The organism is Cellulomonas sp. FA1 (assembly GCF_000986825.1).
In the GTDB taxonomy this organism is placed as follows: Bacteria; Actinomycetota; Actinomycetes; order Actinomycetales; family Cellulomonadaceae; genus Cellulomonas; species Cellulomonas iranensis.
On record NZ_LBMY01000001.1, the window covers coordinates 1743652 to 1769617 of the forward strand.

The window sequence follows — 25966 nt, forward strand, 5'->3', positions numbered from 1 at the left end:
GGTCGACGGCCCGGCCCACCCTGCTGTCACACGGCCGCGTCGGTGCCGGACGGCGCCGTGCCGCCACGAGAGTCCGTCTCCCCCGTCGCCGCGGCGCCCGCGCGTCGCCGCTCGCGCCCACGACGCACCGCGGCACGCACCTCGGGGTCGAAGGGGACGCTCGTGCACGCGGCCGCGACGCCCGTGCCGGCGGCGGCCAGCAGCGCGACGAGGCCGACGTGCGCCCCGACGTGGGCCATGCGCCCCGGGCCCGCGGCACCGCTCGCGGCCGCCACGAGCAGCGCGACGAGGAACCCGACCGTGACCGCGAGGACCGCGAGCGCGAGCGCGACGTCGCGCGGCCGCGTGGGCGTCGACCAGCGACGCACCGCCAGGCCCGCGAGCAGGCCGACCGCGAGCACGAGCGCGGGCGCGGCCAGCAGCGGCCCGCCGCCCGCGTCGGGCAGCGCCCCGAGCAGCGGCACGGCCGGCAACGGGCCCGCGACCACCTCGGCGGGCGCGAAGCTCGTCCCGGCGCCGACCGCGAACCCGGGGCCGACGACCCACGCGAGCGCCCACACCACGAGGTTCGGCAGGAACGCGAGCTCGCCCACCGCGAGCACGACCCCGCCGACGGCGTCGAGCGAGAGCCCGGCGACGACCTGCGCGACCGCGGCGTGCCCCGCGACGACCCACACGACGCAGACCACCGACGCGAGCAGCACGAGCCCGGCGGTCGCCAGCAGACCCGCGCGCAGGCCCACCGCGACGCCGCCCGGGAGCCGGTCGCGCACCGGTGCGACGAGCCGCGCCCACGGCGGCGCCTCGGGCCGCCGCAGCAGCCCGGCGCCCAGGCCGACGCCGCCGACGAGCACGCCGCCCAGCAGCGCGCGCAGCACACCCCCGCCGTCGGCGCCGGTCACGACCGCGACGAGCACGGCGAGGAGGGTGTACGCCGTGACGCCCGCGAGGGCCGCGCCCCGCGTCGCCTGCCCCGAGCGCCGCGCCGACGCGTAGCACGTGAACACCGCGAGCGCCGTGAGCCCCAGCGGCACGATCGACACGACGGCACCGCCCAGGGTCGCGGGCACGCCGTGCGCGAGCAGCCACAGGTTCGCGGCGACGACGACGGCCCGGGTCCACGCGACGTCGGCGTTGGCCGGGTCGGCCGAGGTCGCGACGAACACCGCGACGGCCGGCAGCGTGACCGCGAGCAGCGACAGAGCGGCACCTTGCAGCGCGGTCAGCGCCCCGACGGCCCAGCGCGGCGCACCGTCGATCGCCGACGTGAAGAACGACGGGCGCGGGTCGTCCTGCAGGACGCGGCGCACGCGTCCCGTGGTCGGGACGGGACCGGTGGAGGTGGGCACCCGACCATGGTCGCCGCTCCCCCGGTCCGGTCGCGGCACCCCGACCCGGCGCGTCGGCGTCCCACCGGCCGGGACGCACGAGACCGGCGAACCGGGGCCTTCCGGGCCCGGTCCGCCGGTCTCGTCGGACGCGTCAGGCGGAGAGGATCTCGCGCGCGAGCGCGGCCGTCTCCGACGGGGTCTTCCCGACCTTCACGCCGGCGGCCTCGAGGGCCTCCTTCTTGGCCTGCGCGGTGCCGGACGAGCCGGACACGATCGCACCGGCGTGGCCCATGGTCTTGCCCTCGGGGGCCGTGAAGCCCGCGACGTAGCCGACGACGGGCTTGGTGACGTTCGCCTGGATGTACGCCGCCGCGCGCTCCTCGGCGTCGCCGCCGATCTCGCCGATCATGACGATGAGGTCGGTGTCGGGGTCGGCCTCGAACGCGGCGAGCGCGTCGATGTGCGTCGTCCCGATGATCGGGTCGCCGCCGATGCCGACGGCCGACGAGAACCCGAAGTCCCGCAGCTCGTACATCATCTGGTAGGTCAGCGTGCCGGACTTCGACACCAGGCCGATGCGGCCGGGGCCGGTGATGTCGGCGGGGATGATGCCGACGTTCGACCTGCCGGGGCTGATGAGGCCCGGGCAGTTGGGGCCGACGAGGCGCACGCCCTTGTCCTGCGCGTACGCGAAGAACTCGGCGGTGTCGGCCACCGGCACGCCCTCGGTGATGATGACGACGAGCGGGACGCCCGCGTCGACGGCCTCGACGACCGCGGCCTTGGTGAAGGCCGGCGGCACGAAGATGACGGACACGTCGGCGCCGGTCTGCGCGACCGCGTCGGCGACGGTGCCGAAGACGGGCACGTCGACCGTGCCGTCGCCGTGCGGGAACGTCACCGACGTGCCGGCCTTGCGCGGGTTCACGCCACCGACCACCTGCGTGCCGGACGCGAGCATGCGGGTCGTGTGCTTCTGGCCCTCCGACCCCGTCATGCCCTGGACGATGACCTTGGACTCCTCGGTGAGGAAGATCGCCATGGTGTGTCTGCTTCTCTCTGGTCGGGGGTCTCAGGCGGTGTGGGCGAGCTCGGCGGCCTTGTCGGCCCCGCCGTCCATCGTGTCGGCGAGCGTCACGAGCGGGTGCGCGGCCTCCGCGAGGATCGCGCGGCCCTCCACCACGTTGTTGCCGTCGAGGCGCACGACGAGCGGCTTGGACGCCTCGTCGCCGAGGATCTCGAGCGCCGCGACGATGCCGTTCGCGACCGCGTCGCACGCCGTGATGCCGCCGAAGACGTTGACGAACACCGACTTCACCTGCGGGTCGGACAGGATGATGTCGAGGCCCGCGGCCATGACCTCCGCGGACGCGCCGCCGCCGATGTCGAGGAAGTTGGCGGGCTTGACCCCGCCGTGCGCCTCACCCGCGTACGCGACGACGTCGAGCGTGCTCATGACGAGCCCGGCGCCGTTGCCGATGATGCCGACCTCGCCGTCGAGCTTGACGTAGTTGAGGTCCTTCTCCTTGGCGCGCGCCTCGAGCGGGTCGGCCGCGGCCGCGTCCTCGAGCTCCGCGTGGTCCGCGTGCCGGAAGTCCGCGTTGGCGTCGAGCGTGACCTTGCCGTCGAGCGCGACGACGTCGCCCTCCTCGGTGAGCACGAGCGGGTTGACCTCGACGAGCGTCGCGTCCTCCTCGCGGTACACGGTCCACAGCTTCTGCAGCACGTCGGCGACCTTCGGCGCGAGCTCGGGGGCGAAGCCCGCGGCGGCGACGATCTCGTCGGCCTTGGCCCGGTCGATGCCCGTGCGCGGGTCGACCGCGACCTTGGCGAGCGCGTCGGGGCGCTCGACCGCGAGCTGCTCGATCTCCATGCCGCCCTCGACCGAGCACATCGCGAGGTAGCGACGCTCGGCGCGGTCGAGCAGCAGCGAGAAGTAGAACTCCTGGGCGATGCGCGCACCGGCCGCGACCATCACACGGTGCACGGTGTGGCCCTTGATGTCCATGCCGAGGATCTCGCCGGCCTTCTCGGCGGCCTCGTCGGCGGACCGGGCGATCTTGACGCCGCCCGCCTTGCCGCGACCGCCCGTCTTCACCTGGGCCTTGACGACGACCACGCCGCCCTCGGGCGGGAGCAGACGCTCCGCCGCCGCGCGGGCCTCGTCGGGCGTCGTGGCGACGATGCCGCCGAGCACGGGCACGCCGTGCTTCTCGAAGATGTCACGTGCCTGGTACTCGAACAGGTCCACCTGGTCCGGTTCCTCTCGTCACCACCGCGGCGGCCCGGTGCGGCCGCGTCGCCGCAGTGATCGTATCGCCGGGACCGAGGTCCCTCGACATCAAGAGACTGTGGGCGGGGTCACGTCGCGCGTGTCGGGGCCGGGTGCGGATCGCGGCGGTGCGGCGGGCACGTCGTCCCGCCGTCGCACGCCCTCGGCGCGTGGCTCCCGCGCCAGGTCCGGGAAGGCCTCCGCCATGAGGATGTCGGTGTCCTTGCCGCGCTGGAAGGCGTCGATCTGCGGCACGAGGCGGCGGAAGTGCTCGCTCGCGCAGTGCTCGTCGAGCGCCTCCTGGTCCGGCCAGGTCTCGACGAACACGAAGTGCCCCGGGTCGTCCCTGTCGACGTACAGGTCGTAGCTGATGTTCCGCGGCTCCTGGCGCGTCAGCACGACGAGCTCGCGGTACAGCGGCATCACCGTGTCGATCGCGGCGACCTCGATGAGGTCCTGGGCGATGACCTTCAGCACGTGGGCCTTCCTGGGGAGACGGAGCCACCGGCCCGTGCGACGCGCGGGGTCAGAGCTTCGTGACGGGTGAGTACCGGAGCAGCAGGCGCTTCGCGCCGTGCGTCCCGAAGTCGATCTTCGCGACGGCGTTCTGGCCGGCGCCCTCGATCGCGATCACGGTGCCGAGCCCGTACGAGTCGTGCGTGACCTTGTCGCCGACGTCGAGGTCGGGCACGTCCCCGCGGGGTGTCGCCGACCCGAACGAGGCACCGGTGCGCGGCAGCGGCTCGCGCCGCTCGGTGCGCACGGGCCCGCCGCCCGCGCCGGACGACCCCCGCTCCGACCACGACGACGACCCGCGACCTGCGGAGCCGAACCCGGAGCCCCAGCCGCCGCGCAGCCGCGACGTCGAGGACTCCCGGCGACGCCAGTCGACGAGCTCGTCGGGGATGTCGTCGAGGAAGCGGCTGGGCGGGAACTCGTTGGGCGTGCCCCACGCCGTCCGCAGCGCGGCGCGCGACACGTACAGCCGCTGCCGCGCGCGCGTCAGCCCGACGTACGCGAGGCGCCGCTCCTCGGCGAGCTGGTCGGGGTCGGCCAGCGACCGCATGTGCGGGAAGGTGCCGTCCTCCATGCCCGTGAGGAACACGACCGGGAACTCCAGCCCCTTGGCGGTGTGCAGCGTCATGAGCGTGACGACGCCCGCGGCCGCCGCGGCGGCCGCCTCCGCCTCGGCGTCGGCACCGTCGGGCGTCGGGATCTGGTCGGAGTCCGCGACGAGCGACACGCGCTCGAGGAAGTCGGTGAGGTCGCCCTCGGGGTCGGACTCCTCGAACTCGGAGGCGACCGCGTGCAGCTCGGCGAGGTTGTCGACGCGCGAGCCGTCCTGCGGGTCGTCGCTGCCGCGCAGGTTCGCGAGGTAGCCGCTGCGGTCGAGCACGGCGCCGAGCACCTGCGCCGGACCGGCGCCCGACGCGGCGAGGTCGCGCAGCCCGTCGAGCATCTCCTGGAACGCCCGCAGGCCGGTCACCGCGCGCGTGCCGAGCCCCGGCACCTCGTCGAGGCGCGCGAGCGCGGCGCCGAACGAGATCCGCTCCCGCTCGGCGAACGCCGCGACCATCGACTCCGAGCGCTCCCCGAGGCCGCGCTTGGGCTCGTTGAGGATGCGTCGCGTGCTGACGTCGTCGTCGGGGTTCGCGACCGCGCGCAGGTAGGCGATCGCGTCCTTGATCTCCTTGCGCTCGTAGAAGCGCGTGCCGCCGACGACCTTGTAGGGCAGGCCGACGCGCACGAGCACCTCCTCGAGCGCGCGGGACTGCGCGTTGGCGCGGTAGAAGATCGCGACGTCACCGGGGCGCACGCCGTCGGAGTCGCCGAGGCGGTCGATCTCCTCGGCCACGAACCGCGCCTCGGCGTGCTCGTCGTCGGCGACGTACGCGACGATCTGCGCGCCCGCGCCCGAGTCGGTCCACAGCCGCTTGGGCTGGCGCCCCGGCACCTTGGACACGACCGCGTTGGCGGCCGAGAGGATGGTCTGCGTCGAGCGGTAGTTCTGCTCGAGCAGGATCGTGGTGGCGTCCGGGTAGTCGGCCTCGAACTCGAGGATGTTGCGGATGGACGCACCACGGAACGCGTAGATCGACTGGTCGGCGTCGCCGACCACCGTGAGCTCGCCGCGCCCCAAGCCCTCCGGCGCGCCGGCGTCGTCCTGCGCGCCGACGTCGTCCTGCGCGCCGACGCCGACGAGCTCGCGGACCAGCACGTACTGCGCGTGGTTGGTGTCCTGGTACTCGTCGACCAGCACGTGCCGGAACCGTCGCCGGTAGTGCTCGGCGACCTGCGGGAACGCCTGCAGCAGGTGCACCGTCCGCATGATGAGGTCGTCGAAGTCGAGCGCGTTCGCCTGCTGCAGGCGCTGCTGGTACCGCGTGTAGACCTGCGCGAGCACGGTGTCGAACTCGTCGGCGCGGCCGCCGCCGTTGCTGGCCGCGAACGCGTCGGGGTCGACCAGCTCGTCCTTGAGCGCCGAGATCTTGTGCCCCAGCGACTTGGCCGGGTACTTCTTCGGGTCGAGCTCGAGCTCGCGCGCGACGAGCGTGAGCAGCCGCTGCGAGTCCGCCTGGTCGTAGATCGAGAAGCTCGTGCGCAGACCGAGCGTCGCGGCCTCGCGCCGCAGGATGCGCACGCACGCCGAGTGGAACGTCGAGACCCACATGCGCTGCGCCGACGGGCCGACGAGCTGCTCGACGCGCTCGCGCATCTCGGCCGCGGCCTTGTTGGTGAACGTGATCGCGAGGATCTCGCCCGCGCGCGCCCGCCGCGTCGCGAGGAGGTGCGCGATGCGGTGCGTGAGCACGCGGGTCTTGCCCGACCCGGCGCCGGCGACGATGAGCAGCGGGCCGCCCGCGTGCAGCACGGCCGCGCGCTGCTGCGGGTTGAGGCCGTCGAGCAGCGCGGCGGCGCGCGCCTCGTCGGCGGCGGTGCGCTCGTCGGCGGTCGCGTCGTCGCCGCGCGGGGGGACGACGAGCGGCAGCCCCGACGACTCGCCCGCGTGCGAGCGGGTGGTGGCGGGGCCGAACAGGGGCAGGGAGTCGAACAGCGACGTCATGGCAGCACCCAGCCTAGGCGCCGCCACCGACACGGCGGGACGGCGCCCGCCGTGCCGGTGCCGGGCACCCGCGCCGGCGTCAGCGCCAGAGCACGGCGATCGCGACGTTGAGCGCCGTCAGACCCGCGATCCCGCCGAGGTAGCCGCGCGTCACGACGTCGGGGCGTCGGCGCCCGACGACCACGAGCGCCGTCACGGCGAGCGCGACCACGAGCTTGACGGCGATCTTCACGTTGTTCGGCTCGTGCCCCGCGACGCCGGACGACGCGAGCCCGACCAGCACGATGCCGGTCACGAGCGCCGTCAGCACGCCGTGGAACGTGCCCGGGTTGAGGGTCACGCCCTTCAACCCGGCGAGCACGCCGCCGAACACCATCGCCCACCCGAGCAGGTGGAGCACCACGAGAGCTCCGTAGACCACGTCCATGCCGCCACCCTAGACGATCTGACACGGTGTCAGATCACCGCGCACGACGCGGTCACGTGAGACGCGCCACGTACCGCACCGGCGGAGCCGCGCGCCGGCTCAGAGCAGCCGGCGCGCCGCCGCCCACCGGGTCAGCTCGTTGCGGTTCGACAGCTGCAGCTTGCGCAGCACCGCCGACACGTGGGTCTCGACCGTCTTCACCGAGATGAACAGCTCCCCCGCGACCTCGCGGTACGTGTACCCGCGCGCGATGAGCCGCATGACCTCGCGCTCGCGCGCCGAGAGCCGGTCGAGCTCGTCGTCGCCCGTCGCGACGTCGCCCGCGGCCGTGCCGAACGCGTCGAGCACGAACCCCGCGAGGCGCGGCGAGAACACCGCGTCGCCGCCCGCGACCCGCAGCACGGCGTCCGACAGCGTCTGCGGGTCGATGTTCTTGGTGACGTACCCGCGCGCGCCGACGCGGATCACCGCGACCACGTCCTCGGACGCGTCGGACACCGACAGCGCGAGGAACCGCGTGCCGGGCACGTCGACGCACCGCCGCACGACCTCGGCGCCGCCACCGCCGTCGCCGCCCGGCAGGTGCACGTCGAGCAGCACCACCGGCGGCGCGAGCTCGTGCACCACCCGCACGGCCTCGTCGACGTCCGACGCCTCCCCCACGACCCGCACGCGCGCGTCGAGCGACGCGCGCACGCCCGCCCGGAACATGTGGTGGTCGTCGACCAGCACCACGTCGACCTGCTCGCTCACGCGCCCCGCTCCTCGTCCTCGTCCGTCCCGGAGCCGCCGCGACCGACCGGCATCGCGAGGTGCACCTCCGTGCCCCGCTCGGGGCTGCTGCTGACGCGCGCGGTCCCGCCGCGCCGCCGTACGCGCCCCATGATGGACTCCCGCACGCCGAACCTGTCGGGACCGACCGCGTCGAGGTCGAAGCCGTCGCCGCGGTCGCGCACGAACACCTCGACCAGCTCGGGCCCCACCTCGAGGTACAGCGACACGGGCGGGCGGCCGTGCACGACCGCGTTGACGAGCGCCTCGCGCGTCGCCTGCAGCAGCGCGAGCGTGTCGGGCTCGGGCACGCGGTCGCCGACGACGACGACGTCGACGGCCACCGCCTCGCCGCTCGGCCCCGACCGCGAGTCCTCGACCTCCGCGACGACCGCGCGCAGCGCCGCGACGAGCGACGTGCCCGGCTCGTGGCGGTCGTCGTACAGCCACTCGCGCAGCTCGCGCTCCTGGGCACGGGCCATGCGCGCGACCTCGACGGGCTCGTCGGCGCGCGCGCGGATCAGCGCGAGCGTCTGCAGCACCGAGTCGTGCAGGTGCGCCGCGATGTCCGCGCGCTCGGCCTCCCGCGCACGTGCCGCACGCTCGTCGCCGAGCTCGCGCACGAGCCGCACCCACCAGGGCGCGAGCACGAGGCCCACGCCCAGCAGCACCGCGAGACCCGCCACCGCCGACTGCACGAGCAGCGCGGGCTCGACGCCCCGCCCGCCCACCTGACCCGCGAGCAGCAGCACGCCGGCCCCCGCGAGCAGCCCGCCGCCGATGAGCCGCAGCACGCTGATGCGACGGCCGTCGCCCCGCGAGCGCTGCACGGCGTCCAGCTGGCTCCACGCCAGCGCCAGGCCCAGCAGCACGACGAGCACGGGCAGCGCCCACGCCGCGTCGATCTGCGCGCCGAGCCGCATCGCGACGAGCACGGCGGCCGCGAGCACGAGGAGCGCGCCGAGCGCGAGCTCGGCCCACGGCACGCGCCGTCCGTCCGCCCGCAGCGGCTGCCGGCGCGCGAGGCGCTGCAGCGTGCTGGGCCGCGCCGCGGCCGCGGCGGCCGCCGGGTCGCCCACGGGGACCGCGAGCCACCAGAACACGTACAGCGCGAGGCCGGTGCCCGCGAACGGCACCAGCAGCACGAGCGCCACGCGCACGACGGCCACGGGGAGCGCGAGGTGCGCGGAGAGCCCGGTCGCGACGCCGGCGAACCAGCGCCCCTGCTCGGGGCGGCGCAGCGGCAGCCGCACGCGCGGCACGGCGGCCGGGCGCGGGGCGCGCCGAACGGGGCGGGGGCGGTGGTCACGCCACGATCGTCACACGCGCGCACCCGCCGGGGCACGCACCGGGACGGAGGTTCAGGGGCCGGCGCCCGGGATCTGGGGGTGCGTCCCAGGGTGCCCTCAGGGGCGGTCCCCGATGTGCCCGGGGTGCCGCGACCGTCAGGATCGAGCCATGGACACGCAGACTCCCGCCGGTGCCGGCACCGGCTCGCCGGGCCCGACGCCCGGCACGGGCCCCCAGCCGGGCGCCACGCCCCCCGCGCCGCCCTCGACGTCGTCGTTCTGGTCGGGCATCCGCCGCTCGGGCCTGCACCGGTCCGACGACCGCTGGGTCGCCGGCGTCGCCGGCGGTCTCGCCGACCGGCTCGGCGTCGACCCCCTGGTCGTGCGTGGCGTCCTCGCGGTGTCGTTCCTGCTCGGCGGCTTCGGCCTCGTGCTGTACGGCGTCGCCTGGGCGCTGCTCCCGGACGCCCGCGACGGTCGCATCCTGTTCGAGCGGCTGCTGGCCGGGGAGACCGACGGCGCGCTGCTCGGGTCGCTGGTCGTGGTCGTGGTCGGGCTCGCGCGCGGCGACGGCTGGTGGTGGTTCTGGGACGGCGGCGGCGCGCTCGCCGGTCTGCTCTGGGCCGTGCTCCTGGTCGGGCTGCTCGTGCTGGTCGTGACGTCGATGCAGCGTCGCGGCCGGGCGCGCGGGCCGTGGCAGCCCACGCCCCCGCCGGGCGGCCCCGCCGCGTCGGGTCCGGCACCCGCGTACGGCACGCCGCCCGCGGCGACCGCCGCACCGACGGCCGGCGCGACGACGCCCGCGGCGGCGTGGTCCGCCCGCACGACGACCCCGCTGCCCCCGACCGGCGCGTACGGCGCCGCCACGCCGCCTGTGCCCCCGGGTCCGCCGGCACCGCCCTACGGCAGCGCCCCCGCGGGTGGCACCCCCGTGCCGCCGCCCGCGCCCCCGCGTCCGCCGCGGCAGCGCCGTCAGGGCCCCGACGCGACCACGGTCGCGACGGTCGTCGGGCTGAGCGTCGTCGCGCTGGGCGCGCTCATGCTGGCCGAGCGCACCGGCACGTTCGACGGCCCCGTGTGGCTCACCGCGGGGGGCGTCTTCCTGGTCCTCGCGGGCCTCGGCCGGATCTCGCTCGGGTTCCGGGGCCGCCGCAGCGGCCTCCTGGGCGTCGCGAGCGTCGTCGCCGCGCTGGTGTGGGTGCCGGGCGCGATCGCCCACCAGTCGGACGACTGGCGCGGCGACTTCCCCGTGGTGTGGCGCACCGACGCCCCCGCGGCGTCGGACGTCACGGTCACGAACCGCAAGGTCGCCGCGAACGGCGTCAGCCTCGGGTTCGGCCAGTCGCGCGTCGACCTCACGGGTCTGCCGATCACGCGGGACACGCTGCACGTGCCGATCTCGATCGGGGCCGGCGACCTCACCGTCGTCGTGCCGACCGACGCGGCGGTGCGCGCCGAGGTGTCGGCGGGCATCGGCAAGGTCTCGTGGCGGCTGGACGACGACTACCACGAGCGCAGCGGCATCGCGCTCGGCGAGGTGGTGTTCGAGGACGCCGCGGCCGAGGCGGGGACGCCCGACCTGGTGCTGGAGATCAGCTCGGGCGTCGGCGAGGTCAAGATCATCGAGGAGGACGCAGCATGAGCACCGACGAGACGCAGCCCCTGGCGGCACCCGCCGACCCCGAGCCGACCGCGCCGGACCCGACGACCGCCGGGTTCGCCCCCGGGGAGACGGCGGCACCGCGGCCGGGCGTGCGGGTCAGCACGGTCGTCGGAGGGCTCATCGGCGTCCTGCTCGGCGTGGGCGTGCTGCTCGTCGCCGCGGGGTACACGATCGACGTCGAGCTCGCGGCGATCGTGCTGCTGATCCTGGCGGGCGTCGGGCTCATCCTCGGCCCGCTCGTGCAGGGGATGCGCCGTGGCCGCGGGGCCCGGGTGCCGCGCTGAACCGCCGCCGGGGCGCACGGTGGAGGGACCGTGCGCCCCGGCGGGACGACCGAAGGCCGGTACCCGTGTCGGGTACCGGCCTTCGTGCGTCTGCCGTGCGGTCCGCTCACCGGACCGCGCGGGGCGCGACCCGTGGAGGGAGCGGGTGCTCAGACGTTCTGGACGACGGGCGCGGCGGTGGTCGCCTCGACCCGGGCGGCGATGCGACGCAGGGTCTCGCCGGTGATGATGAAGACGACGCCGAGGCCGAAGACCAGCAGGGCGACGCCGAACGCGACGACCGAGGTGAACAGCGAGGCCCGCAGGAACGAGCCGTTCATCATGGTCTCGCGGACCGGGTCCTCGCGGTCGAGCTGCGAGTAGGTCTTGCCGCCCGACGCGTCGAGCGCATGGTGGTTGATGATGTCGGCCTGCGCCCACGCCTCCCACGGCGTGTCGACGATCGCGCCGCCGAACGCCGCGGCGTCCTCGGACACGGTGATCTGCTCGGCGCGCAGGTTGCTGGACACGGCGATCCAGGTGCCGGTGCCGGCGACGGCGAAGAGCGCGCCGAACACCATGACGACGATCGCCAGGGCCTTGATGTGGGCGGGCTTGCTCTGCACTGCGGACATGGTCGTTCTCCCCGATCGGCTTGCGGTGTACCCCCACGGTCGGGACCGCATCGCTGCCGGTCCCGGTGAGCGGTCCTGCTCACGTAAGAAAGCGTCGTCGCAGGTCGAGCGGATCCCGTGGGACTCTGGTCCCTCGGGGTACCGCGACGTATCACCCGTGCGGGTGACCCGCCCCTCGACCCCGGACCAAAGGCCCGACGCCCCCCTGGACCTGCGACGATACACGGAAGCGCAGGTCAGCCCGATTTTCCCACCGACTCCGGCGATCGGCACGTCCACGATGCCCGTTCCGCCCGGTGTCCCGCGGACGGAGGACGCGTGCGTCCGCCCCGCTGCCGGGAGGCCCGGGCTCAGCGCGCGGCGAGCCCGGCAGCGCGCGCGTACTGCGCGTCGGCGGCCGCCAGCACGTGCTCCCAGTCGAACGGCGGCCGTGTCGTGCACGCGCGCGTGCGCATCGCGGCGAGCAGCTCGCGGTCGCGTGCGAGCAGCACGACCGCCTCGACCATCTCCGCGTCGTCCGCGACGAGGAAGCCGTCGAGCCCGTCGGTGACGAACTCCCCCACGCCGGTCCCGGCGTGCGCGAGCACCGCGAGCCCCGCCGTGCGCGCCTCGAGCGCGGCGATCCCGAACGCCTCGAGCCGCGCCGGCGCGAGGAAGACGTCGGCGTCGGCGTACGTCTCGCGGACCTGCGCACGCGGCAGGCGGCCGCGCAGGTCCACGACGTCCTGCAGCCCCGCGGCGGCCACGCGGGCGCGCACGGCGTCGCGCGCCGGCCCGTCGCCGACGAGCGTGAGCCGCAGCGCACCGGGCGGCAGCCGTCGCGCGGCCGCGGCGACCACGTCGACCAGCGGCACGGCCCGCTTGCGGGGCGCGAGGCGCATGGTCGCGACCAGGTGCACCGGGCCGTCGTGCACCACGGGCACGTCCGGCGCCGGCGCCCACGCCTCGAGGTCGATCCCGTTCGGCACGACGTCGACCCGCGCGCCGAACAGGGCGCGCACGCGCTCGGCGGCGGCGCCGCTGACGGCGCTCAGCGCCGCCGGGACGTCGCGCCAGCGCGTGCGGGGCACCACGTGGCGGCCGACGTCGGCGAGGCCGTCGAGCATGCAGTGCCACGTGATCGCGGTCGGCAGGCCCAGCGCCGTCGCGACGCGCACGCCGTCGAACGCGAACGGGGACACGACGCCCGCGTGCACGTGCACGGCGTCCGGCCGCAGGTCCCGCAGCGCCGCGCGCGTCAGCCGCGCACCGGTCAGCGGGTTGACGGGCAGGTCGAACGGCAGCCGGGCCCCCAGCCGGTGCACGTGCACGCCGTCCTCGACGTCGACGACGCCGCCGCGCTCACCGCCCTCGCCGAGCGTCGCCGTGAGCACGTGCACGTCGTGCCCCGCGCGGGCCTGGTGACGTGCGAGGTCCCCGACCTGCGTCTCGATGCCGCCCGTGCGCGGCGCGAAGCAGTCCGAGACGTGGACGACCCGCACGCCGGTCAGGCCTCCGCGGGGACGACGGCGTCGATGCGCGCCGCCGCGTCGCGGTGCACGCGGCGCTCGAGCACGAACGACATGACCGGCACGACGCCCGCGAGCGCCATCGTCACGAGCCGCCCGAGCCGCCAGCGCAGCGTCGACCACAGGTCGAAGACCGTGACGAGGTACACGACGTACACCCAGCCGTGCACCATCGCGATGATCCGCGCCGCCTCGGACCGCGGGTCGCCCTCGACGTTGAACCCAGGGACCTGCAGGACGTACTTGAGGACCATCTCGACGCACAGCAGCAGCAGCATCACGCCCGTGACCCACGCCATGACGCGGTAGCGCCGCAGCGAGCCGCGGGCCTTGCGGGCCCACGCGGCCACCTCGGGCGCGGGCGCCGCGGCGGGGGTCGGGACGGGCCGTTCGCCTCGGTGCTCACGCTGGTCCTCTCGTCGTCGCCGGTCACTCCCACTCGATCGTGCCCGGCGGCTTGCTCGTGACGTCGAGCACGACGCGGTTGACCTCGGGCACCTCGTTGGTGATGCGCGTGGAGATCGTCGCGAGCACGTCGTACGGCAGGCGGGTCCAGTCGGCCGTCATGGCGTCCTCCGACGACACGGGGCGCAGCACGATCGGGTGCCCGTAGGTGCGCCCGTCGCCCTGCACGCCGACGGACCGCACGTCGCCCAGCAGCACGACCGGGCACTGCCAGATCTCGCGGTCCAGGCCCGCGCGCGTCAGCTCCTCGCGCGCGATCGCGTCGGCCGCGCGCAGCGTCTCGAGGCGCTCGGCGGTGACCTCGCCGACGATGCGGATCCCCAGGCCGGGGCCGGGGAACGGCTGGCGCCACACGATCGACTCGGGCACGCCCAGCTCGAGGCCGACCGCGCGCACCTCGTCCTTGAACAGCGTGCGCAGCGGCTCGACGAGCGCGAACTGCAGGTCGTCGGGCAGGCCGCCCACGTTGTGGTGCGACTTGATGTTGGCCGCGCCCTCGCCGCCGCCGGACTCCACGACGTCGGGGTACAGCGTGCCCTGGACGAGGAACTTCACGTCCTCGCCGTGCGCGCCGGCGTCCTCGACGACCTCGCGCGCGGCGTCCTCGAAGACGCGGATGAACTCGCGCCCGATGATCTTGCGCTTCGTCTCCGGGTCCGACACGCCCGCGAGCGCCGTGAGGAACCGCTCGCGCGCGTCGACGACCTTGAGCTGCACGCCCGTCGCGGCGACGAAGTCCTGCTCGACCTGCTCGGCCTCGCCGGTGCGCAGCAGCCCGTGGTCGACGAACACGCACGTGAGCTGGTCGCCGACGGCGCGCTGCACGAGCGCGGCCGCCACGGACGAGTCCACGCCGCCCGAGAGCCCGCAGATGACGCGCGCGTCGCCGACCTGGGCGCGGATGCGCTCGACCTGCTCGGCGATGACGTTGCCGGGGTTCCAGTCGGGCGTCAGGCCCGCGCCCCGGTAGAGGAAGTTCTCGAGCGTGTCCTGGCCCAGCGGCGAGTGCTTGACCTCGGGGTGCCACTGCACGCCGTACAGGCGCCGCTCGCGGTCCTCGAACGCCGCGACGGGGCTGCCGGCGCTCGTCGCGAGCACCTCGAAGCCCGCGGGCGCGGCGTGCACCGCGTCGCCGTGGCTCATCCAGACCGTCTGCTGCTCGGGGCTCCCCTCGAGCACGGTCCCGGCGTCGGTGATCTCGACGGCGGTGCCGCCGTACTCGCGCTGGCCGGTCTGCGCGACCGTGCCGCCCAGGGCCTTGGCCATCGCCTGGAAGCCGTAGCAGATGCCCAGCACGGGCACGCCCGCCTGGAACAGCTCGGGCCCCACGAACGGCGCGCCGTCGGCGTAGACCGACGACGGTCCGCCCGACAGGATGATCGCCGCGGGGTCCTTGGCCAGCATCTGCTCGACCGTCGCCGTGTGCGGCACGATCTCGGAGTACACGTTCGCCTCGCGCACGCGGCGCGCGATCAGCTGCGCGTACTGCGCGCCGAAGTCGACGACGAGGACCGGGCGGTGGGCCGTGGACTGGGGGGGCGTCGCGGGCTCGGGGGTCTGCGTCACGCAGCCCAGCCTAGTCGCCCCGCGAGCGGGCTCCGGCGTCGCGTCCGGGACCCGGGCGACCCGGCGCGCGCCCCGGGAGACGCGACCTCAGCCGCCCGCGAGCACCAGCACGAGGCCGCGCACGAGCACGAGCGGGAAGATGACGAGACCCGTCGCCATGGCGCCGACCAGGAAGCCGGGCCGCTCCAGGTCGGGCCGGTCGACGTAGAGGCGGCGGGGGTCGCGCGGGTCCTGGACCACGGGCACCTCCTGCCCCGGCTGGTACTCCCCCGCAGGCAGCTTCTGGTCCGTCAGCACGCCCCCCGGGACGGCGGCCGTGGCGACCACGACCCGGACCGTCGGACGCTCCGTGACAGACCGTCGCTCCATGACGCGGGTCCCACGCACCTCGAGGACGCGCCCCGTGCCGCGCAGCCCGCGCCGGAACACCCGGTGGCGCCGGTACACGTACGAGAACGCGACCGCGAACACCACCAGGAAGAGCACGCCGCCGACGCCCACCAGGGCCGCCGTCGCGAGCGGGCTCAGGGGCTGCACCCCCGTGACCGGGTCCACCCGGTCAGCCGTCGACGCGCACGGTGCGCAGCACCTCGTACGCGACCGAGTCCGCGAGACCGCCGCGCGGGGCCTCGGCCCACACGCCGACGACGCGCGTGCCCGCGGGATCACGCGTGGTCACGTACTCGACGTCGAGCTCGGTGCCGTCGTCGAGCGTGAGCACGCCGCGCACGGCCACGGCGTGCCCGAAGCCCTCCCACGTCAGCGGGACCTGCTCGAGGTCGCTCGCGATGCCCGACGCGCCCAGCTGCGCGAACGCCGTCGCGGCGGCCGCGTCGACGCCGGCGTCGTCGACGTCCTCGTCACGCGTGACCGTGAGGTTCACCTCGGAGCGCGCCGCGCCCTCGCGCTGCAGCACGAGCTGCGTCGTGTCCTCGCCCGACGTGCGCTCGTCGGACGTGAAGTCCGCGGGCACGTCGATCCCGATGCCGTCGACCGTCGAGCGGGACGCGCCGTCGACGCCCTCGAGCGTCGTGATGTCCCACCCCCCGGTCGGTGCCGTGGGCGCCGTGGACGACGAGCCCCCCTCACCCTCGGCCGCGTCCTGCGAGCAGGCCGACAACGTCAGAGCCGCCACCACCGCGACCGCGGCACCCAGCACCCTCATGCAGCGCACCCGCTCCACTCCTTCCAGCCCGTCGGCGTCATGTAGTACGCGTCCGTCGTCTCCGACGACGACGTCGACGCCCCGAGGCTGAACCCTAGGCCACCGACGGCCGGCGCCTTGAGCGAGAGGGCCGCCGCCAGGAGGTCCTGCGAGCTGACGTCGACGAACTGCGCGGTGATGTCACCGCTGCGCCGCGCCTCGTCGAAGATCAGCGGGATCGCCGCCGAGGTCGCCATCGAGGGCTGGCCCGCGACGGCCACGGCGCCGAGGCCCGCGAGCGCCGCCGTCACCTGCGTGCGGTTCCGGTCGGTGACCGCGAAGTCGGCCGTGAGCGTCAGCCCCTTGCCGTAGCCGTCGCCGATCGGGTAGCCGGCGCCGTTGCTCAGCGCGTACGCGCCCTCGGAGGACGCCGCACCGTCGAGCGAGACGTGGTTCAGCTGGCCGTCCGGCCCGACCGTCGCCGCGACGACGAGCTGGACCTGGCCGCTGACCTCGCCGCCCTGGCCCCAGTTCGGGTCGCTGCTGGAGAAGCCCAGCTGGGCGGCCGCCTCGGCGGTCAGCTCGACCTTGGAGTACACGGTGATGTCGCCGGTCTTCGTGTCGATCTTGGTGCCGAGCGCGTTCGAGTAGTCGATCGACGCCGAGCCGCCGGCCACGCCGACCCCGACACCGGCGCCCGCGTTGGCGACCACGCCGCCCTCGGCGTACACCGCGCTCGGGACCGGCGGCACGTACGTGTTGCCGGTCACCCAGTCGATGAGCTGCGAGACGCCCTCGAGGCCGATGCCGACGAGCGGCGCGGCGGGCCCCGTAGCGGACGCGACGACGTTCTGCGCGAACTTGCGCTGCACCCAGCCGTTGAAGTCCTGGACGTCCTCGATCGAGTCGAACGTGAACTCGGCACCGCCGCCGGCGTGCAGGCCCGCGGCCGCCTCGGCGCTCAGCTCGACCGAGCCGCCGTAGCCCATGATCTCGAGACCGCCGTGCGCCTCGCCGGCGCTCGCGACGGCCTTGACCGCGACGTCGCCGTTCAGCGTCACGCGGTACGTGCCGTCGCTGAGCCGGTCGACCGACAGCTGCCCCTCGCTGCCGAGGTCGACGAACGCGATCGAGACGCCCGCCTGGACCGTCGTGGTGTCCGTGCCGAGCGTGCAGGCCCGCTCGGGCTCGCGGTCGACGTCGATCTGACCGGCGCCGCCGCAGTCCGCGTCGAACGCGTCGCACAGCTTCGCGACGATGGTGTCGCCCACGGGCAGCACCCACATCGCGATGCCCGCGATGAGCGCCACGACCACGGCGACCGCACCGACGTACTCGACCAGCCCGGCGCCCTCGTCGCCGCGGACGCGCGCGGCGCGCGCGTCCGACGGCCGGCACCCGTCGTGACCCTTGCTCATCGCCTGCCTCCTCGGTTCACGACGGACGTTACAGAGCGGGCCGCGGCCCGGTCGTGGGCCCGGGCTCCCCCACGGGGCCCAGGCCCGACCCGGGTCGCAGGGCCCAGCCGGCGCCGCGTCACGGGCCCGCCACCAGGCGCGTCTCCGCGAGGAACGCGCCGATGCCCGACGGCGGCGCGAACGGCGGCGGCGGGGGCGGCGGGGGCGGCGGCGTCCAGTCCGGGTCGTCCGGGTCGGGGGTGGGCGTCGGCGTCGGCGTCGGGGTGGGCGTCGGTGCCGGCGCCACCGTGCGGCACGTGCCGCGCACGAGGTAGCCGAGCGTGCGACCCGAACGGCACACGCCCGAGCTCAGGCGCAGCTCGGCGGTGGCGACCTGCTCGACGCGCTTGCCGGAGTGCGGGACCGCGTCGAGGCTGCGCACGCGCACGGTCACCCGTGCGCGGGGCACGTCGACGTCGAGCGACAGGAGCTCGGCGTCGTTGGCCTGCGCGAAGGACCGCGCCGACCCGACCATCGCGCCCCCCGTGAACGCGCCGAGGTCCGTCCCGGCGAAGTCCCAGAAGTCGTCGGCGTCGCTCGCCCACCGCGCGCGGTCGAACGCACCCCGCACGCCGTCGCGCCAGGTGTCGGCCGCGGCGAGGGCGGCCGCGTCGGCGGCCGTGCGCGACTCGCGTGCGTCCGAGGTCGCCGACCCGACGACCGCGACCACGAGCAGCGCGGCCGCGACGAGGCCGGCGACCGCCGGGATGATCAGCAGGTTCGTCGCGCCCCGGTCGTCGGCGAGCGACCTGCGGTAGCGCAGCGGGAGCCGCTCGGCCTCGCCGGGCGAGACGAACAGCACGGACAGCAGCGGGAAGGCCACCCACGTGAGGAGGTCCAGCGCCAGGCGCCACGACCACAGCGACGTCCCGCTCGCGAGGGCGCCGAGGACGCCGAGGACGAGCTGCAGCGACCACGCGACCGCCGCCGCGACGACGACGGTCGGCAGCACCTCGCGGCGCTCGTCGAAGCCGCGCCGGCTCCGGTAGGAGCGCACCGCGACGACGCCGACGCACGTGAGTCGCACGGCCGAGAGCACCCAGCCGATCGCGAGCGCGGTGGTCGGGTCGATCGCGAGGAGGAAGGTCGCGAACGCCGGCAGGAGCAGCCAGTACAGGAGCGCGAAGGTGAGCAGGTCCAGCACGACGAACAGCGCCACCGTGCGCCAGTCGACGCGTCGCGCGGACGCGCGCGGCGTGGTCCAGGACATGCGGTGCTCGCTCTCTGCTCGGGGCGGCGCCGGGGCGGGGAGCCGCGGCGTCAGCCCTCGACGGGGACGTCGGTGATGCGGAACCGGCCCTGCGCGTCGACGGTGACGGTGTCCTGGCCCGAGTCGGGCCACAGGACCGTGACTGTGACGGACTCGCCCTGCGACAGGGGGGCGTCGACGAACTGGTCCGCCAGGACCCCTCGCGCGTCGTCGCCGTCGGCGTCGCCGCGCAGGTAGTCGGCCGGGTACAGGTAGGACCCCTCGCCGAGCAGGGTCGCGCCGTAGGCGCCCGCGGTGAGGGTGGTCGACGACAGCCCGCGCGACAGCAGGCGGCCCTCGGCGAAGTCGCCGAACAGCCCGACGGGCGCGCCCGTGCCGGACGACACGCGCTCGATCTCGAGCGATCCGACGAGGAACGGTCCGCTGCGGCGCACCTCGGTCGCGCTCACGGCCCACGTGGCACCCGCGACGTCGACCTGCACCGGCGAGCCCGCCGTGCCGACGGCGCCCGTCGGCTCGGGCACCGCGACGTCGCCGGTCGTGACCTCGAGCGCCTGGCCGGCCTGCGCGACGGTGAAGCGGACCTCGACGCGGCGGTTGGCGGCGCGGGCCTCCGGGCTCGTGCCCGACGCGACGGGCTCCGTCTCGCCCTTGCCCTCGGTGCGGAGCGTGAAGCCGCCGCCGAGGGTCTGGCCGAGGCGTGCGGCCACGGACGCCGCACGGCGGTCGGACAGCGCCAGGTTGTAGTCGTCCGAGCCGACGTCGTCGGTGTGCCCGGTGACGACGACCTCGCCCTCCTGCGCGGCCGCCGCGATCTGCGCGGCCGCCGCGTCGACGGCCGCCCCGGCCTCGGGCGTGAGGTCGGAGACGTCGGTCGCGAAGAGCACGTCGGACGCGAGCGTGACGGTCGCGTCCTCCGCCTGCACCTGGGTGCTGGCGGCGCCGTCGTACGCGACCGAGAAGACCTCGACGCCACCCTCGGGGTAGACCGCCGCGGCGGTCGCGCCGAGGTCCTCGGGCGTCGTGCCGACGTCCTGCCCCGTCACGACCGGCACGTCCTCGACGAGCCCGAAGTACGGGAAGAGGACATCGACGCTCGTCGCGTCCGGCGCGGCGAAGAACGCCTCCGAGGTCACCGACCCGCCCGGCGCCAGGTTGAGCGCGTCGCCGCTGGTCGAGACCGACGTGCCGCCGTCCCGGCCGACCTCCCACGCGCGCATGCCCTCCGGGTCGACCAGCCGGAGCTTGCCGACGTTGAGGAAGGACCCCGCGTTGCGCAGCAGGGCCGCGATCGAGAGGTTCGTGCCCGCGGGTGCGTCGTCGCCCATCGTGTAGTCGACCGTGAGCAGCGCGTGCTCCCCGACGACCTGCACGGGGTGCACGGTCAGCTCGACCGGCGCCCCGAGGTGCTCGACCTCCACCACGACCGACCCGTCGTCCGCCGGGGCGGACGACGTGGGCTGCGCCCCCGTCGTCGTCGGACCGGGGTCCGGGTCCGACCCCGTGCAGGCGGTGGCCGAGAGCACGACGGCGAGGGCGACGGCGGTCAGACGGGCACGGCGCATGGAGGACCTTCCTGGAGGACGAGACCGGTCCGGCCGCCACGCGGGCGGCCGGACCGGTGTCCCGGCCACGTCCGGCCGGGTGGCTGGGTCAGCCGATGCTGTTGATGGCCTCGGTGAGCTTGCTGACGATCGTGCCGCCGAGGCCGGAGGCCGCCGCGATCACGATCCCGATGATCGCCACGACGACCAGGATGATACCGACGTACTCGACAGAGCCCTGGCCACGGTCGTCGCGGCGCAGCGCGCCCAGCACGAGGCCCGTGAAGGCGAGGCGGGCGGCGATGGCGCGGCGCGTGAGGTTCTCCATGGTGTTTCCTCCTGAGCGTGGGGCCAGCGCCCCGAGGTCGTTGTGCTGACGGTGAAGACGCTACGGTCGCGGCGCCCCGCCCACGAGCGGCCCAGGACCCATCCCGGTCCCATTCGCCCCTGGGTCCCCGGGCCCAGGGGCGGTGCCCAGCCAGACCGCCACCGCGTGCGCGCGGTTGGTCACGCCCAGCTTCGCGAAGATGCGGTTGATGTGGTTCTTCACCGTCTTCTCGGACAGGAAGAGGCGGCGTGCGATCTGCGTGTTCGTCAGCCCCTGCGCGACCACGTCCATGATCTCGGCCTCGCGCGCGGACAGGTCGTCGCGTGACGCGACGCCTGCCGCGGGCGGCGGCGGGTCGGCGGGCGACACCCACGGCTCGAGCCCCGACACCACGCGGCCGCCCGCGAGGCACGCGCGGATGGCCGCGCCGATCCCCGCCGGCTCGAGCGAGCCGTGGATCACGTACCCCGCCGCGCCCGCGCGCATCGCCTCGTTGACCGCGGCCATGTCGTCCGTGTTGGTCAGCATGACGACGGTCGTGCGCCCGACGAGCTCGGGCAGCACCGACAGGCCGTCACGGCCGGGCATGCGCACGTCCAGCAGCACGACGTCGACGTCGCCCTGCGCCACCCGGTCGACCGCAGCCTGACCGTCGCCGGCCTCGTCGACGCTCTCGACGTCGTCGAGCTCCTCGAGCGCCGCCCGCAGCCCGAGCCGGATCAGCGCGTTGTCGTCCACCACCAGGATCCTCATCGGACCTCCACCGTCTCGGGAGTGAGCGCGAGGGTCACACGCGTGCGCAGGCCCCCGCCCGGGGCCGGGCCGCGCTCGACGCTGCCGCGCCACGCGGCCGCCCTCTCGTCGATGCCCTGCAGGCCGTAGTGGCCCTCCGCCACCAGGTCGGGTGCGGGCGGCACCTGGTCCATGCCGCGGCCGTCGTCCGTGACCGTCAGCGTCAGACCGCCGCAGGACACCCGGACCTCGACGTCGACCCGGTTCGCCCCGGCGTGCCGCCGGACGTTCTCGAGCAGCTCGAGCACCATCGCCCGCACGTCGGCCGCGAGCTCGACGTCGACCTCCGCGTACGCCGGGTCGACGTCGAGCTCGACGGGCGTGCCGACGTCCCGCGTCCACCTCCGGCACGCGTCCACGAGGTCGTCGACCGGCATCGCACCCGCGCGCCGCAGCTCGCCGAGCGCCGTGCGCGTGTCGAGGTGCGCGGCGCGGCAGGCCTCGTCGAGCTGCCGGGCCAGCGCGATCGTGCGCTCGTCGGCGCCCTCGCGCTCGAGCCGCGCGAGCAGCGTGCCGCTGAGCATGGTCGCGCCCGCGAGGTCGCCGGCGGCGGTGTCGTGCAGGTCCCGCGCGATCCGCACGCGCTCGAGCGTGGCCGCACGGCGCACCTGCGCGAGCGCGGCCTCGCGCGCCGCGACGTCCTGCGCGCGCAGCCAGGAGCCGAGCGCGGAGCCCGCGCCGGCCATCGCGATGACGCCGAGCGAGCCGACGGCCACCACGAGCCAGGTCGTGCCCGTCGCGTCCAGCGCGTTCGCGTACACCAGCACCATCGCGATGGCGAGCGCCATGACGAGCGCGAGCCGCGCGCCGACCAGGACGCCCAGCAGCGCGACCGTGGCCGCGGCGTAGACCGTCATGATCTCGCCCGACAGGGCCAGCAGCACCAGCACCGTCGTCACCAGGTCGCAGGCCAGCAGGATCCCCGAGCGCGACAGGAGCGCACCCCGGGCGTCCCACGACAGCGCCGGGAAGACCGAGAACGGCACCGCGAGGAGCACGACCCACAGGTCGGCGCCGTCCGCCGTGCCCGCCACGAGCGCCGCGACGAGCGCGAGCGCGAGCGTCGCGAGGCGCACCTCGCTCAGGAGCCGCGTGACCCGCCCGATCGCCAGGTGCGCGGGGCGGTCCACGACCGCGGTGGCGTCAGAAGATGCCACTGAGGACCTCACGGTTCGCGAGCAGGATCGACGAGCCGATGAGGATGAGGGTGCCGGGGACGATCGTCATGGTGACGACGAGCGAGACCTTGGGCGCGGCCTTCGCGGCCGCCTGCCGCACGCGCTGCGCGTGCTCCTTGCGGACGTCCGAGGCGATGTCGTCGAGCGCGCTCGACAGGGGCACGCCCAGCTCCTCGGCCTGCAGCAGCGCCGTGACGAACGCCGCCACGCCGTCCGACCGCGTGCGGTCACGCATCGCGATGAACGCCTGCCGGCGGGAGATGCCGACGCTCATCTCCTGCAACACCGTGCGCATCTCCTCCGCGAGCGGTCCCGTGTGGAACTCGCACACGCGCTCGACGGCCTGCCGGAAGCCCAGGCCCGCGGTGACCGTGACGCCCAGGACGTCGAGGAAGTCGGGGAGCTCCATGTCGATCTGCTCCTGGCGCCGCCGCCCGGCCGACATCAGCCACAGCCGCATCCACCCGCACAGCAGCAGGAGCAGGAGCAGACCCGTCCACGGCTGCCCGACGAGCAGGAAGACGACGAGTCCGACCACGCCGATGACGACGAACGCCGCCTGGCGGCGCAGGTAGACCGTGAGGGTCAGGCCGTCGGGGCGCCCGGCGCGCCGGATCGTCTCCTCGAGGCGCCGCAGCCGCGCCGGGCCGTAGGCGCGCATGGTCGTGCCGAGGAACAACGAGCCGAGCCGGTCGAGGAACGCGCCGAAACCCCGCTCGCGCTGGGCGACGGGCGTCGTGCGCATGCCCTCCTCGACCTCCTCGAGGCCGGTCGTGCGCAGCATGCGCGCACCGCTGAACCCGAGGACGGTGACGAGTGCGGCGGCGAGGCCGATCAGCAGCGCCATCAGAACCTCACCTTCGTGATCCGCCGGATCACGACGAAGCCGATCAGGAACAACGACGCCGCCGCGACGAGCGCGATCTGCCCCGGCAGCGTGCCGAACATCGTGTCGAGCGCGCCCGGCGACAGCAGGTTCATGAACACGACCGAGAACGCGCCGATGAGCACGACCGCGTAGCCCGAGAACGTGGCACCGACGACGGCGGTCGTGATCTCGCGCCGGAGCTGGCGCCGCTCGTCGAGCGTGGCCGCGATGTTCTGCAGCGCCGTGACGAGCGCACCGCCGGCCTTGCCCTGGATGACGAGGGTCTGCACGAGCACGACGAGCTCGCGCGACGGCAGCCGCTCGGCCAGGTGCTCGAGCGCGACCCGCAGGCTCTGCCCGATCGCGAGCTCGGAGGCGACCTGCTGCAGCTCGCCGCTCGCGGGCTCGTCCATCTCCCGCGCGGCGAGCTCGATCGACCGACGCACGCCCAGACCGGCCTGCGCACCGTTGGCGAGCAGGCGCGCGAGCTCGGGCAGCTGCGAGATGAACTTCTCGATGCGGGCCTCGCGCCGGCGCTCGAGCCACTGCCGGAACGACACGACGACCACGACGCCCGCGACGATCGCCGCGATGCGCCCCGCGACCGCGTAGGTGAGGACCGCGGCGAGGACCGTGCTGCTGCCCACGAGCGCGATCACGAGCGACGGCGAGCGCGAGCCGAGGCCCGACCCCGCGAGCAGGGCCGTCAGCCGCTGACCCCACCGGGTGCGTCGCAGCGCGTCGTCCAGCCGGTCCGTCACCTGCGACCCGCGGTCGCGGTCGGCGTCGACCGCCGCGAGGAGCCGGCGGCGGTGCGCGCCGTCCTCCTGCAGCACCGCGACCGTGACGACCAGCAGGACGAGCGTCGCGAACAGCAGGAAGAGGATGACGACCGGCGTCACGGCTCGCTCCCCACGGGCGCGAGGGACTCCCCCGCCCGGCGCAGGCGGGCCGCCAGCAGGTCCGGCAGCGGGTACCGGCGGAAGGTCCCCGTGACCTTGTGGTCCGGGCCGAGCAGATCCTGCTCGAACGTCACGAGGGGCGCGAGCACGTAGTCGTCGCGCCGGCTGGAGACGAGCGCCGCGACCTCCGAGACGCGGCGCGTGCCGTCCACGCCGCGCTCGAGCTGCACGACCACGTCGATCGCCGAGTTGATCTGGTCCCGGATGGTCGCGACCGGGAGCTCCAGCTCGCTCATCGAGGCGAGCGTCTCGAGGCGTCCCATGGCGTCGAAGGCGCTGTTGGCGTGCACGGTGGCCAGCGAGCCCTCGTGACCGGTGTTCATCGCCTGGAGCATGTCGAGCGTCTCGCCGCCGCGGACCTCGCCGACGACGATGCGGTCGGGTCGCATGCGCAGCGAGTTGCGCACGAGGTCGCGGATCGTGACCTGGCCGCGGCCCTCGACGTTGGCGGGGCGCGACTCGAGCCGCACCACGTGCTCCTGCTGCAGGGAGAGCTCGGCCGCGTCCTCGATCGTGACGATCCGCTCGTGGTCGGGGATGAGGCCCGACAGCGCGTTGAGGAACGTCGTCTTCCCGGTGCCGGTACCGCCCGAGATCATGATGTTGAGCCGCGCCCGCACGCACGCCCCCAGCAGGTGGGCGGCGTGCACGTCGAGGCTGCCCTTCTCGACGAGCTCGCCGAGCCGGTAGGGCCGCGGGAACCGTCGGATCGTCAGCGACGGGCCGTCGAGCGCGAGCGGCGGGATGATGACGTTGACGCGCTCGCCCGTGGGCAGGCGCGCGTCGACCATCGGCGACGACTCGTCGACGCGCCGGTTCACCGTCGACACGATGCGGTCGATCGTCTGGAAGAGCTGCTCCTCGGACGCGAACGTCGTCGGGACGCGCTGCAGCCGGCCCATGCGCTCGACGAACACGTCCCGCGGGCCGTTGACCATGATCTCGGTGATCGACTCGTCCGCCAGCAGCGGCTCGAGCACGCCCAGGCCGAGGGCGTCGTCGACGACCCGCTGGATGAGCGCGGAACGGTCGCGCGACGCCAGCACGGGGCCGTCGGCCGACAGCAGCGTCGACAGGATCCGCTCGAGGCGCGCGCGCCGCTGGGTGGGCTTGAGCCGGGACAGCTCGTCGAGGTCGATCTCCTCGAGCAGCCGGTCCCGGTAGTGGCCGACGAGGTCGGGCTCGTCGGAGGTCCGCTCGGTCTGCTGGATGCGGTCGCGCAGCGCCAT

Annotated in this window: 25 protein-coding genes; 2 read left to right on the forward strand and 23 right to left on the reverse strand. The window is 74.9% G+C overall.

What is annotated here, in order from left to right; all coding sequences use genetic code 11:
- Positions 1-26: 26 nt before the first annotated feature.
- From GY42_RS07730 to GY42_RS07765, 8 genes are all read right to left on the reverse strand, one after another.
- Positions 27-1349, reverse strand: coding sequence for a cell division protein PerM (locus tag GY42_RS07730; RefSeq protein ID WP_046528898.1), 1323 nt, complete (start codon positions 1347-1349; stop codon positions 27-29).
- A 133-nt stretch (positions 1350-1482) separates the two neighbouring features.
- Positions 1483-2373 (reverse strand): succinate--CoA ligase subunit alpha, encoded by an 891-nt coding sequence (gene sucD / locus GY42_RS07735; protein WP_046528899.1) that lies wholly within the window; start codon positions 2371-2373, stop codon positions 1483-1485.
- Between the two features lie 30 nt (positions 2374-2403).
- Positions 2404-3582, reverse strand: a complete 1179-nt coding sequence (gene sucC / locus GY42_RS07740; protein ID WP_046528900.1) for an ADP-forming succinate--CoA ligase subunit beta — start codon at positions 3580-3582, stop codon at positions 2404-2406.
- A gap of 90 nt (positions 3583-3672) precedes the next feature.
- Positions 3673-4080 carry a putative quinol monooxygenase gene (locus GY42_RS07745; protein ID WP_082131409.1) on the reverse strand — a complete coding sequence of 136 codons (408 nt, stop codon included), beginning with the start codon at positions 4078-4080 and terminating at the stop codon, positions 3673-3675.
- A gap of 49 nt (positions 4081-4129) precedes the next feature.
- Positions 4130-6667 carry a DNA helicase PcrA gene (gene pcrA / locus GY42_RS07750; protein ID WP_046528901.1) on the reverse strand — a complete coding sequence of 846 codons (2538 nt, stop codon included), beginning with the start codon at positions 6665-6667 and terminating at the stop codon, positions 4130-4132.
- A 79-nt stretch (positions 6668-6746) separates the two neighbouring features.
- Positions 6747-7094 (reverse strand): hypothetical protein, encoded by a 348-nt coding sequence (locus GY42_RS07755; RefSeq protein WP_046528902.1) that lies wholly within the window; start codon positions 7092-7094, stop codon positions 6747-6749.
- 99 nt (positions 7095-7193) lie between these two features.
- Positions 7194-7847, reverse strand: a complete 654-nt coding sequence (locus GY42_RS07760) for a LuxR C-terminal-related transcriptional regulator (protein WP_046528903.1) — start codon at positions 7845-7847, stop codon at positions 7194-7196.
- Positions 7844-9127 carry an ATP-binding protein gene (locus GY42_RS07765; protein WP_052748261.1) on the reverse strand — a complete coding sequence of 428 codons (1284 nt, stop codon included), beginning with the start codon at positions 9125-9127 and terminating at the stop codon, positions 7844-7846. Before GY42_RS07765 ends, GY42_RS07760 begins: the two co-directional genes overlap by 4 nt.
- A gap of 196 nt (positions 9128-9323) precedes the next feature.
- Here GY42_RS07765 and GY42_RS07770 point away from each other — a divergent pair, with 196 nt between their 5' ends.
- Both GY42_RS07770 and GY42_RS07775 read left to right on the forward strand, forming a co-directional pair.
- A complete protein-coding gene (locus tag GY42_RS07770; protein WP_046528905.1) occupies positions 9324-10796 on the forward strand; it encodes a PspC domain-containing protein in 1473 nt (490 codons plus the stop codon).
- Positions 10793-11101 (forward strand): hypothetical protein, encoded by a 309-nt coding sequence (locus GY42_RS07775; RefSeq protein ID WP_046528906.1) that lies wholly within the window; start codon positions 10793-10795, stop codon positions 11099-11101. Before GY42_RS07770 ends, GY42_RS07775 begins: the two co-directional genes overlap by 4 nt.
- Before the next feature lie 149 nt (positions 11102-11250).
- Here GY42_RS07775 and GY42_RS07780 read toward each other — a convergent pair whose 3' ends face one another.
- The 15 genes from GY42_RS07780 to GY42_RS07850 form a co-directional block, all read right to left on the reverse strand.
- Entirely contained in the window at positions 11251-11715 is a 465-nt protein-coding gene (locus GY42_RS07780) for a hypothetical protein (protein ID WP_046528907.1), read from the reverse strand.
- A gap of 350 nt (positions 11716-12065) precedes the next feature.
- Complete coding sequence (locus tag GY42_RS07785) at positions 12066-13196, reverse strand: glycosyltransferase family 4 protein (protein WP_046528908.1); 1131 nt, start codon at positions 13194-13196, stop codon at positions 12066-12068.
- Positions 13197-13201: 5 nt separating this feature from the next.
- The gene (locus tag GY42_RS07790) at positions 13202-13573 is read right to left on the reverse strand and encodes a DUF3817 domain-containing protein (protein WP_046528909.1); all 372 of its coding nucleotides are present in this window, start codon (positions 13571-13573) and stop codon (positions 13202-13204) included.
- 79 nt (positions 13574-13652) lie between these two features.
- The gene (guaA, locus tag GY42_RS07795) at positions 13653-15254 is read right to left on the reverse strand and encodes a glutamine-hydrolyzing GMP synthase (RefSeq protein ID WP_046528910.1); all 1602 of its coding nucleotides are present in this window, start codon (positions 15252-15254) and stop codon (positions 13653-13655) included.
- 87 nt (positions 15255-15341) lie between these two features.
- On the reverse strand, positions 15342-15809 hold the full coding sequence (locus GY42_RS07800) for a DUF3592 domain-containing protein (protein WP_046528911.1): 468 nt from the start codon (positions 15807-15809) through the stop codon (positions 15342-15344).
- 4 nt (positions 15810-15813) lie between these two features.
- Positions 15814-16419 carry a hypothetical protein gene (locus tag GY42_RS07805; protein ID WP_143320215.1) on the reverse strand — a complete coding sequence of 202 codons (606 nt, stop codon included), beginning with the start codon at positions 16417-16419 and terminating at the stop codon, positions 15814-15816.
- On the reverse strand, positions 16416-17816 hold the full coding sequence (locus tag GY42_RS07810) for a hypothetical protein (RefSeq protein WP_046528913.1): 1401 nt from the start codon (positions 17814-17816) through the stop codon (positions 16416-16418). The genes GY42_RS07805 and GY42_RS07810 overlap by 4 nt, the downstream gene beginning before the upstream one ends.
- Positions 17817-17934: 118 nt before the next feature.
- Positions 17935-19065 (reverse strand): hypothetical protein, encoded by a 1131-nt coding sequence (locus GY42_RS07815; protein ID WP_046528914.1) that lies wholly within the window; start codon positions 19063-19065, stop codon positions 17935-17937.
- 50 nt (positions 19066-19115) lie between these two features.
- The gene (locus tag GY42_RS07820; RefSeq protein WP_046528915.1) at positions 19116-20630 is read right to left on the reverse strand and encodes an OmpA family protein; all 1515 of its coding nucleotides are present in this window, start codon (positions 20628-20630) and stop codon (positions 19116-19118) included.
- Positions 20631-20718: 88 nt separating this feature from the next.
- Positions 20719-20937, reverse strand: a complete 219-nt coding sequence (locus GY42_RS07825) for a hypothetical protein (protein ID WP_046528916.1) — start codon at positions 20935-20937, stop codon at positions 20719-20721.
- A gap of 60 nt (positions 20938-20997) precedes the next feature.
- Entirely contained in the window at positions 20998-21690 is a 693-nt protein-coding gene (locus GY42_RS07830; protein ID WP_046528917.1) for a response regulator transcription factor, read from the reverse strand.
- Complete coding sequence (locus tag GY42_RS07835; RefSeq protein ID WP_152667242.1) at positions 21687-22886, reverse strand: sensor histidine kinase; 1200 nt, start codon at positions 22884-22886, stop codon at positions 21687-21689. The genes GY42_RS07830 and GY42_RS07835 overlap by 4 nt, the downstream gene beginning before the upstream one ends.
- Positions 22873-23754, reverse strand: coding sequence for a type II secretion system F family protein (locus GY42_RS07840; RefSeq protein ID WP_052748262.1), 882 nt, complete (start codon positions 23752-23754; stop codon positions 22873-22875). Before GY42_RS07840 ends, GY42_RS07835 begins: the two co-directional genes overlap by 14 nt.
- The gene (locus GY42_RS07845) at positions 23754-24677 is read right to left on the reverse strand and encodes a type II secretion system F family protein (RefSeq protein WP_046528919.1); all 924 of its coding nucleotides are present in this window, start codon (positions 24675-24677) and stop codon (positions 23754-23756) included. Before GY42_RS07845 ends, GY42_RS07840 begins: the two co-directional genes overlap by 1 nt.
- The gene (locus GY42_RS07850; RefSeq protein ID WP_046528920.1) at positions 24674-25966 is read right to left on the reverse strand and encodes a CpaF family protein; all 1293 of its coding nucleotides are present in this window, start codon (positions 25964-25966) and stop codon (positions 24674-24676) included. Before GY42_RS07850 ends, GY42_RS07845 begins: the two co-directional genes overlap by 4 nt.

Bases quoted from the DNA above. Each gene is read 5' to 3' on its own strand.
- sucD (WP_046528899.1), bottom strand. From the start codon at position 2,373: ATGGCGATCTTCCTCACCGAGGAGTCCAAGGTCATCGTCCAGGGCATG.
- pcrA (WP_046528901.1), bottom strand. From the start codon at position 6,667: ATGACGTCGCTGTTCGACTCCCTGCCCCTGTTCGGCCCCGCCACCACC.
- GY42_RS07755 (WP_046528902.1), bottom strand. From the start codon at position 7,094: ATGGACGTGGTCTACGGAGCTCTCGTGGTGCTCCACCTGCTCGGGTGG.
- GY42_RS07770 (WP_046528905.1), top strand. From the start codon at position 9,324: ATGGACACGCAGACTCCCGCCGGTGCCGGCACCGGCTCGCCGGGCCCG.
- GY42_RS07775 (WP_046528906.1), top strand. From the start codon at position 10,793: ATGAGCACCGACGAGACGCAGCCCCTGGCGGCACCCGCCGACCCCGAG.
- GY42_RS07780 (WP_046528907.1), bottom strand. From the start codon at position 11,715: ATGTCCGCAGTGCAGAGCAAGCCCGCCCACATCAAGGCCCTGGCGATC.
- GY42_RS07805 (WP_143320215.1), bottom strand. From the start codon at position 16,419: ATGAGGGTGCTGGGTGCCGCGGTCGCGGTGGTGGCGGCTCTGACGTTG.
- GY42_RS07810 (WP_046528913.1), bottom strand. From the start codon at position 17,816: ATGAGCAAGGGTCACGACGGGTGCCGGCCGTCGGACGCGCGCGCCGCG.
- GY42_RS07815 (WP_046528914.1), bottom strand. From the start codon at position 19,065: ATGTCCTGGACCACGCCGCGCGCGTCCGCGCGACGCGTCGACTGGCGC.
- GY42_RS07820 (WP_046528915.1), bottom strand. From the start codon at position 20,630: ATGCGCCGTGCCCGTCTGACCGCCGTCGCCCTCGCCGTCGTGCTCTCG.
- GY42_RS07825 (WP_046528916.1), bottom strand. From the start codon at position 20,937: ATGGAGAACCTCACGCGCCGCGCCATCGCCGCCCGCCTCGCCTTCACG.
- GY42_RS07830 (WP_046528917.1), bottom strand. From the start codon at position 21,690: ATGAGGATCCTGGTGGTGGACGACAACGCGCTGATCCGGCTCGGGCTG.
- GY42_RS07840 (WP_052748262.1), bottom strand. From the start codon at position 23,754: ATGGCGCTGCTGATCGGCCTCGCCGCCGCACTCGTCACCGTCCTCGGG.
- GY42_RS07850 (WP_046528920.1), bottom strand. From the start codon at position 25,966: ATGGCGCTGCGCGACCGCATCCAGCAGACCGAGCGGACCTCCGACGAG.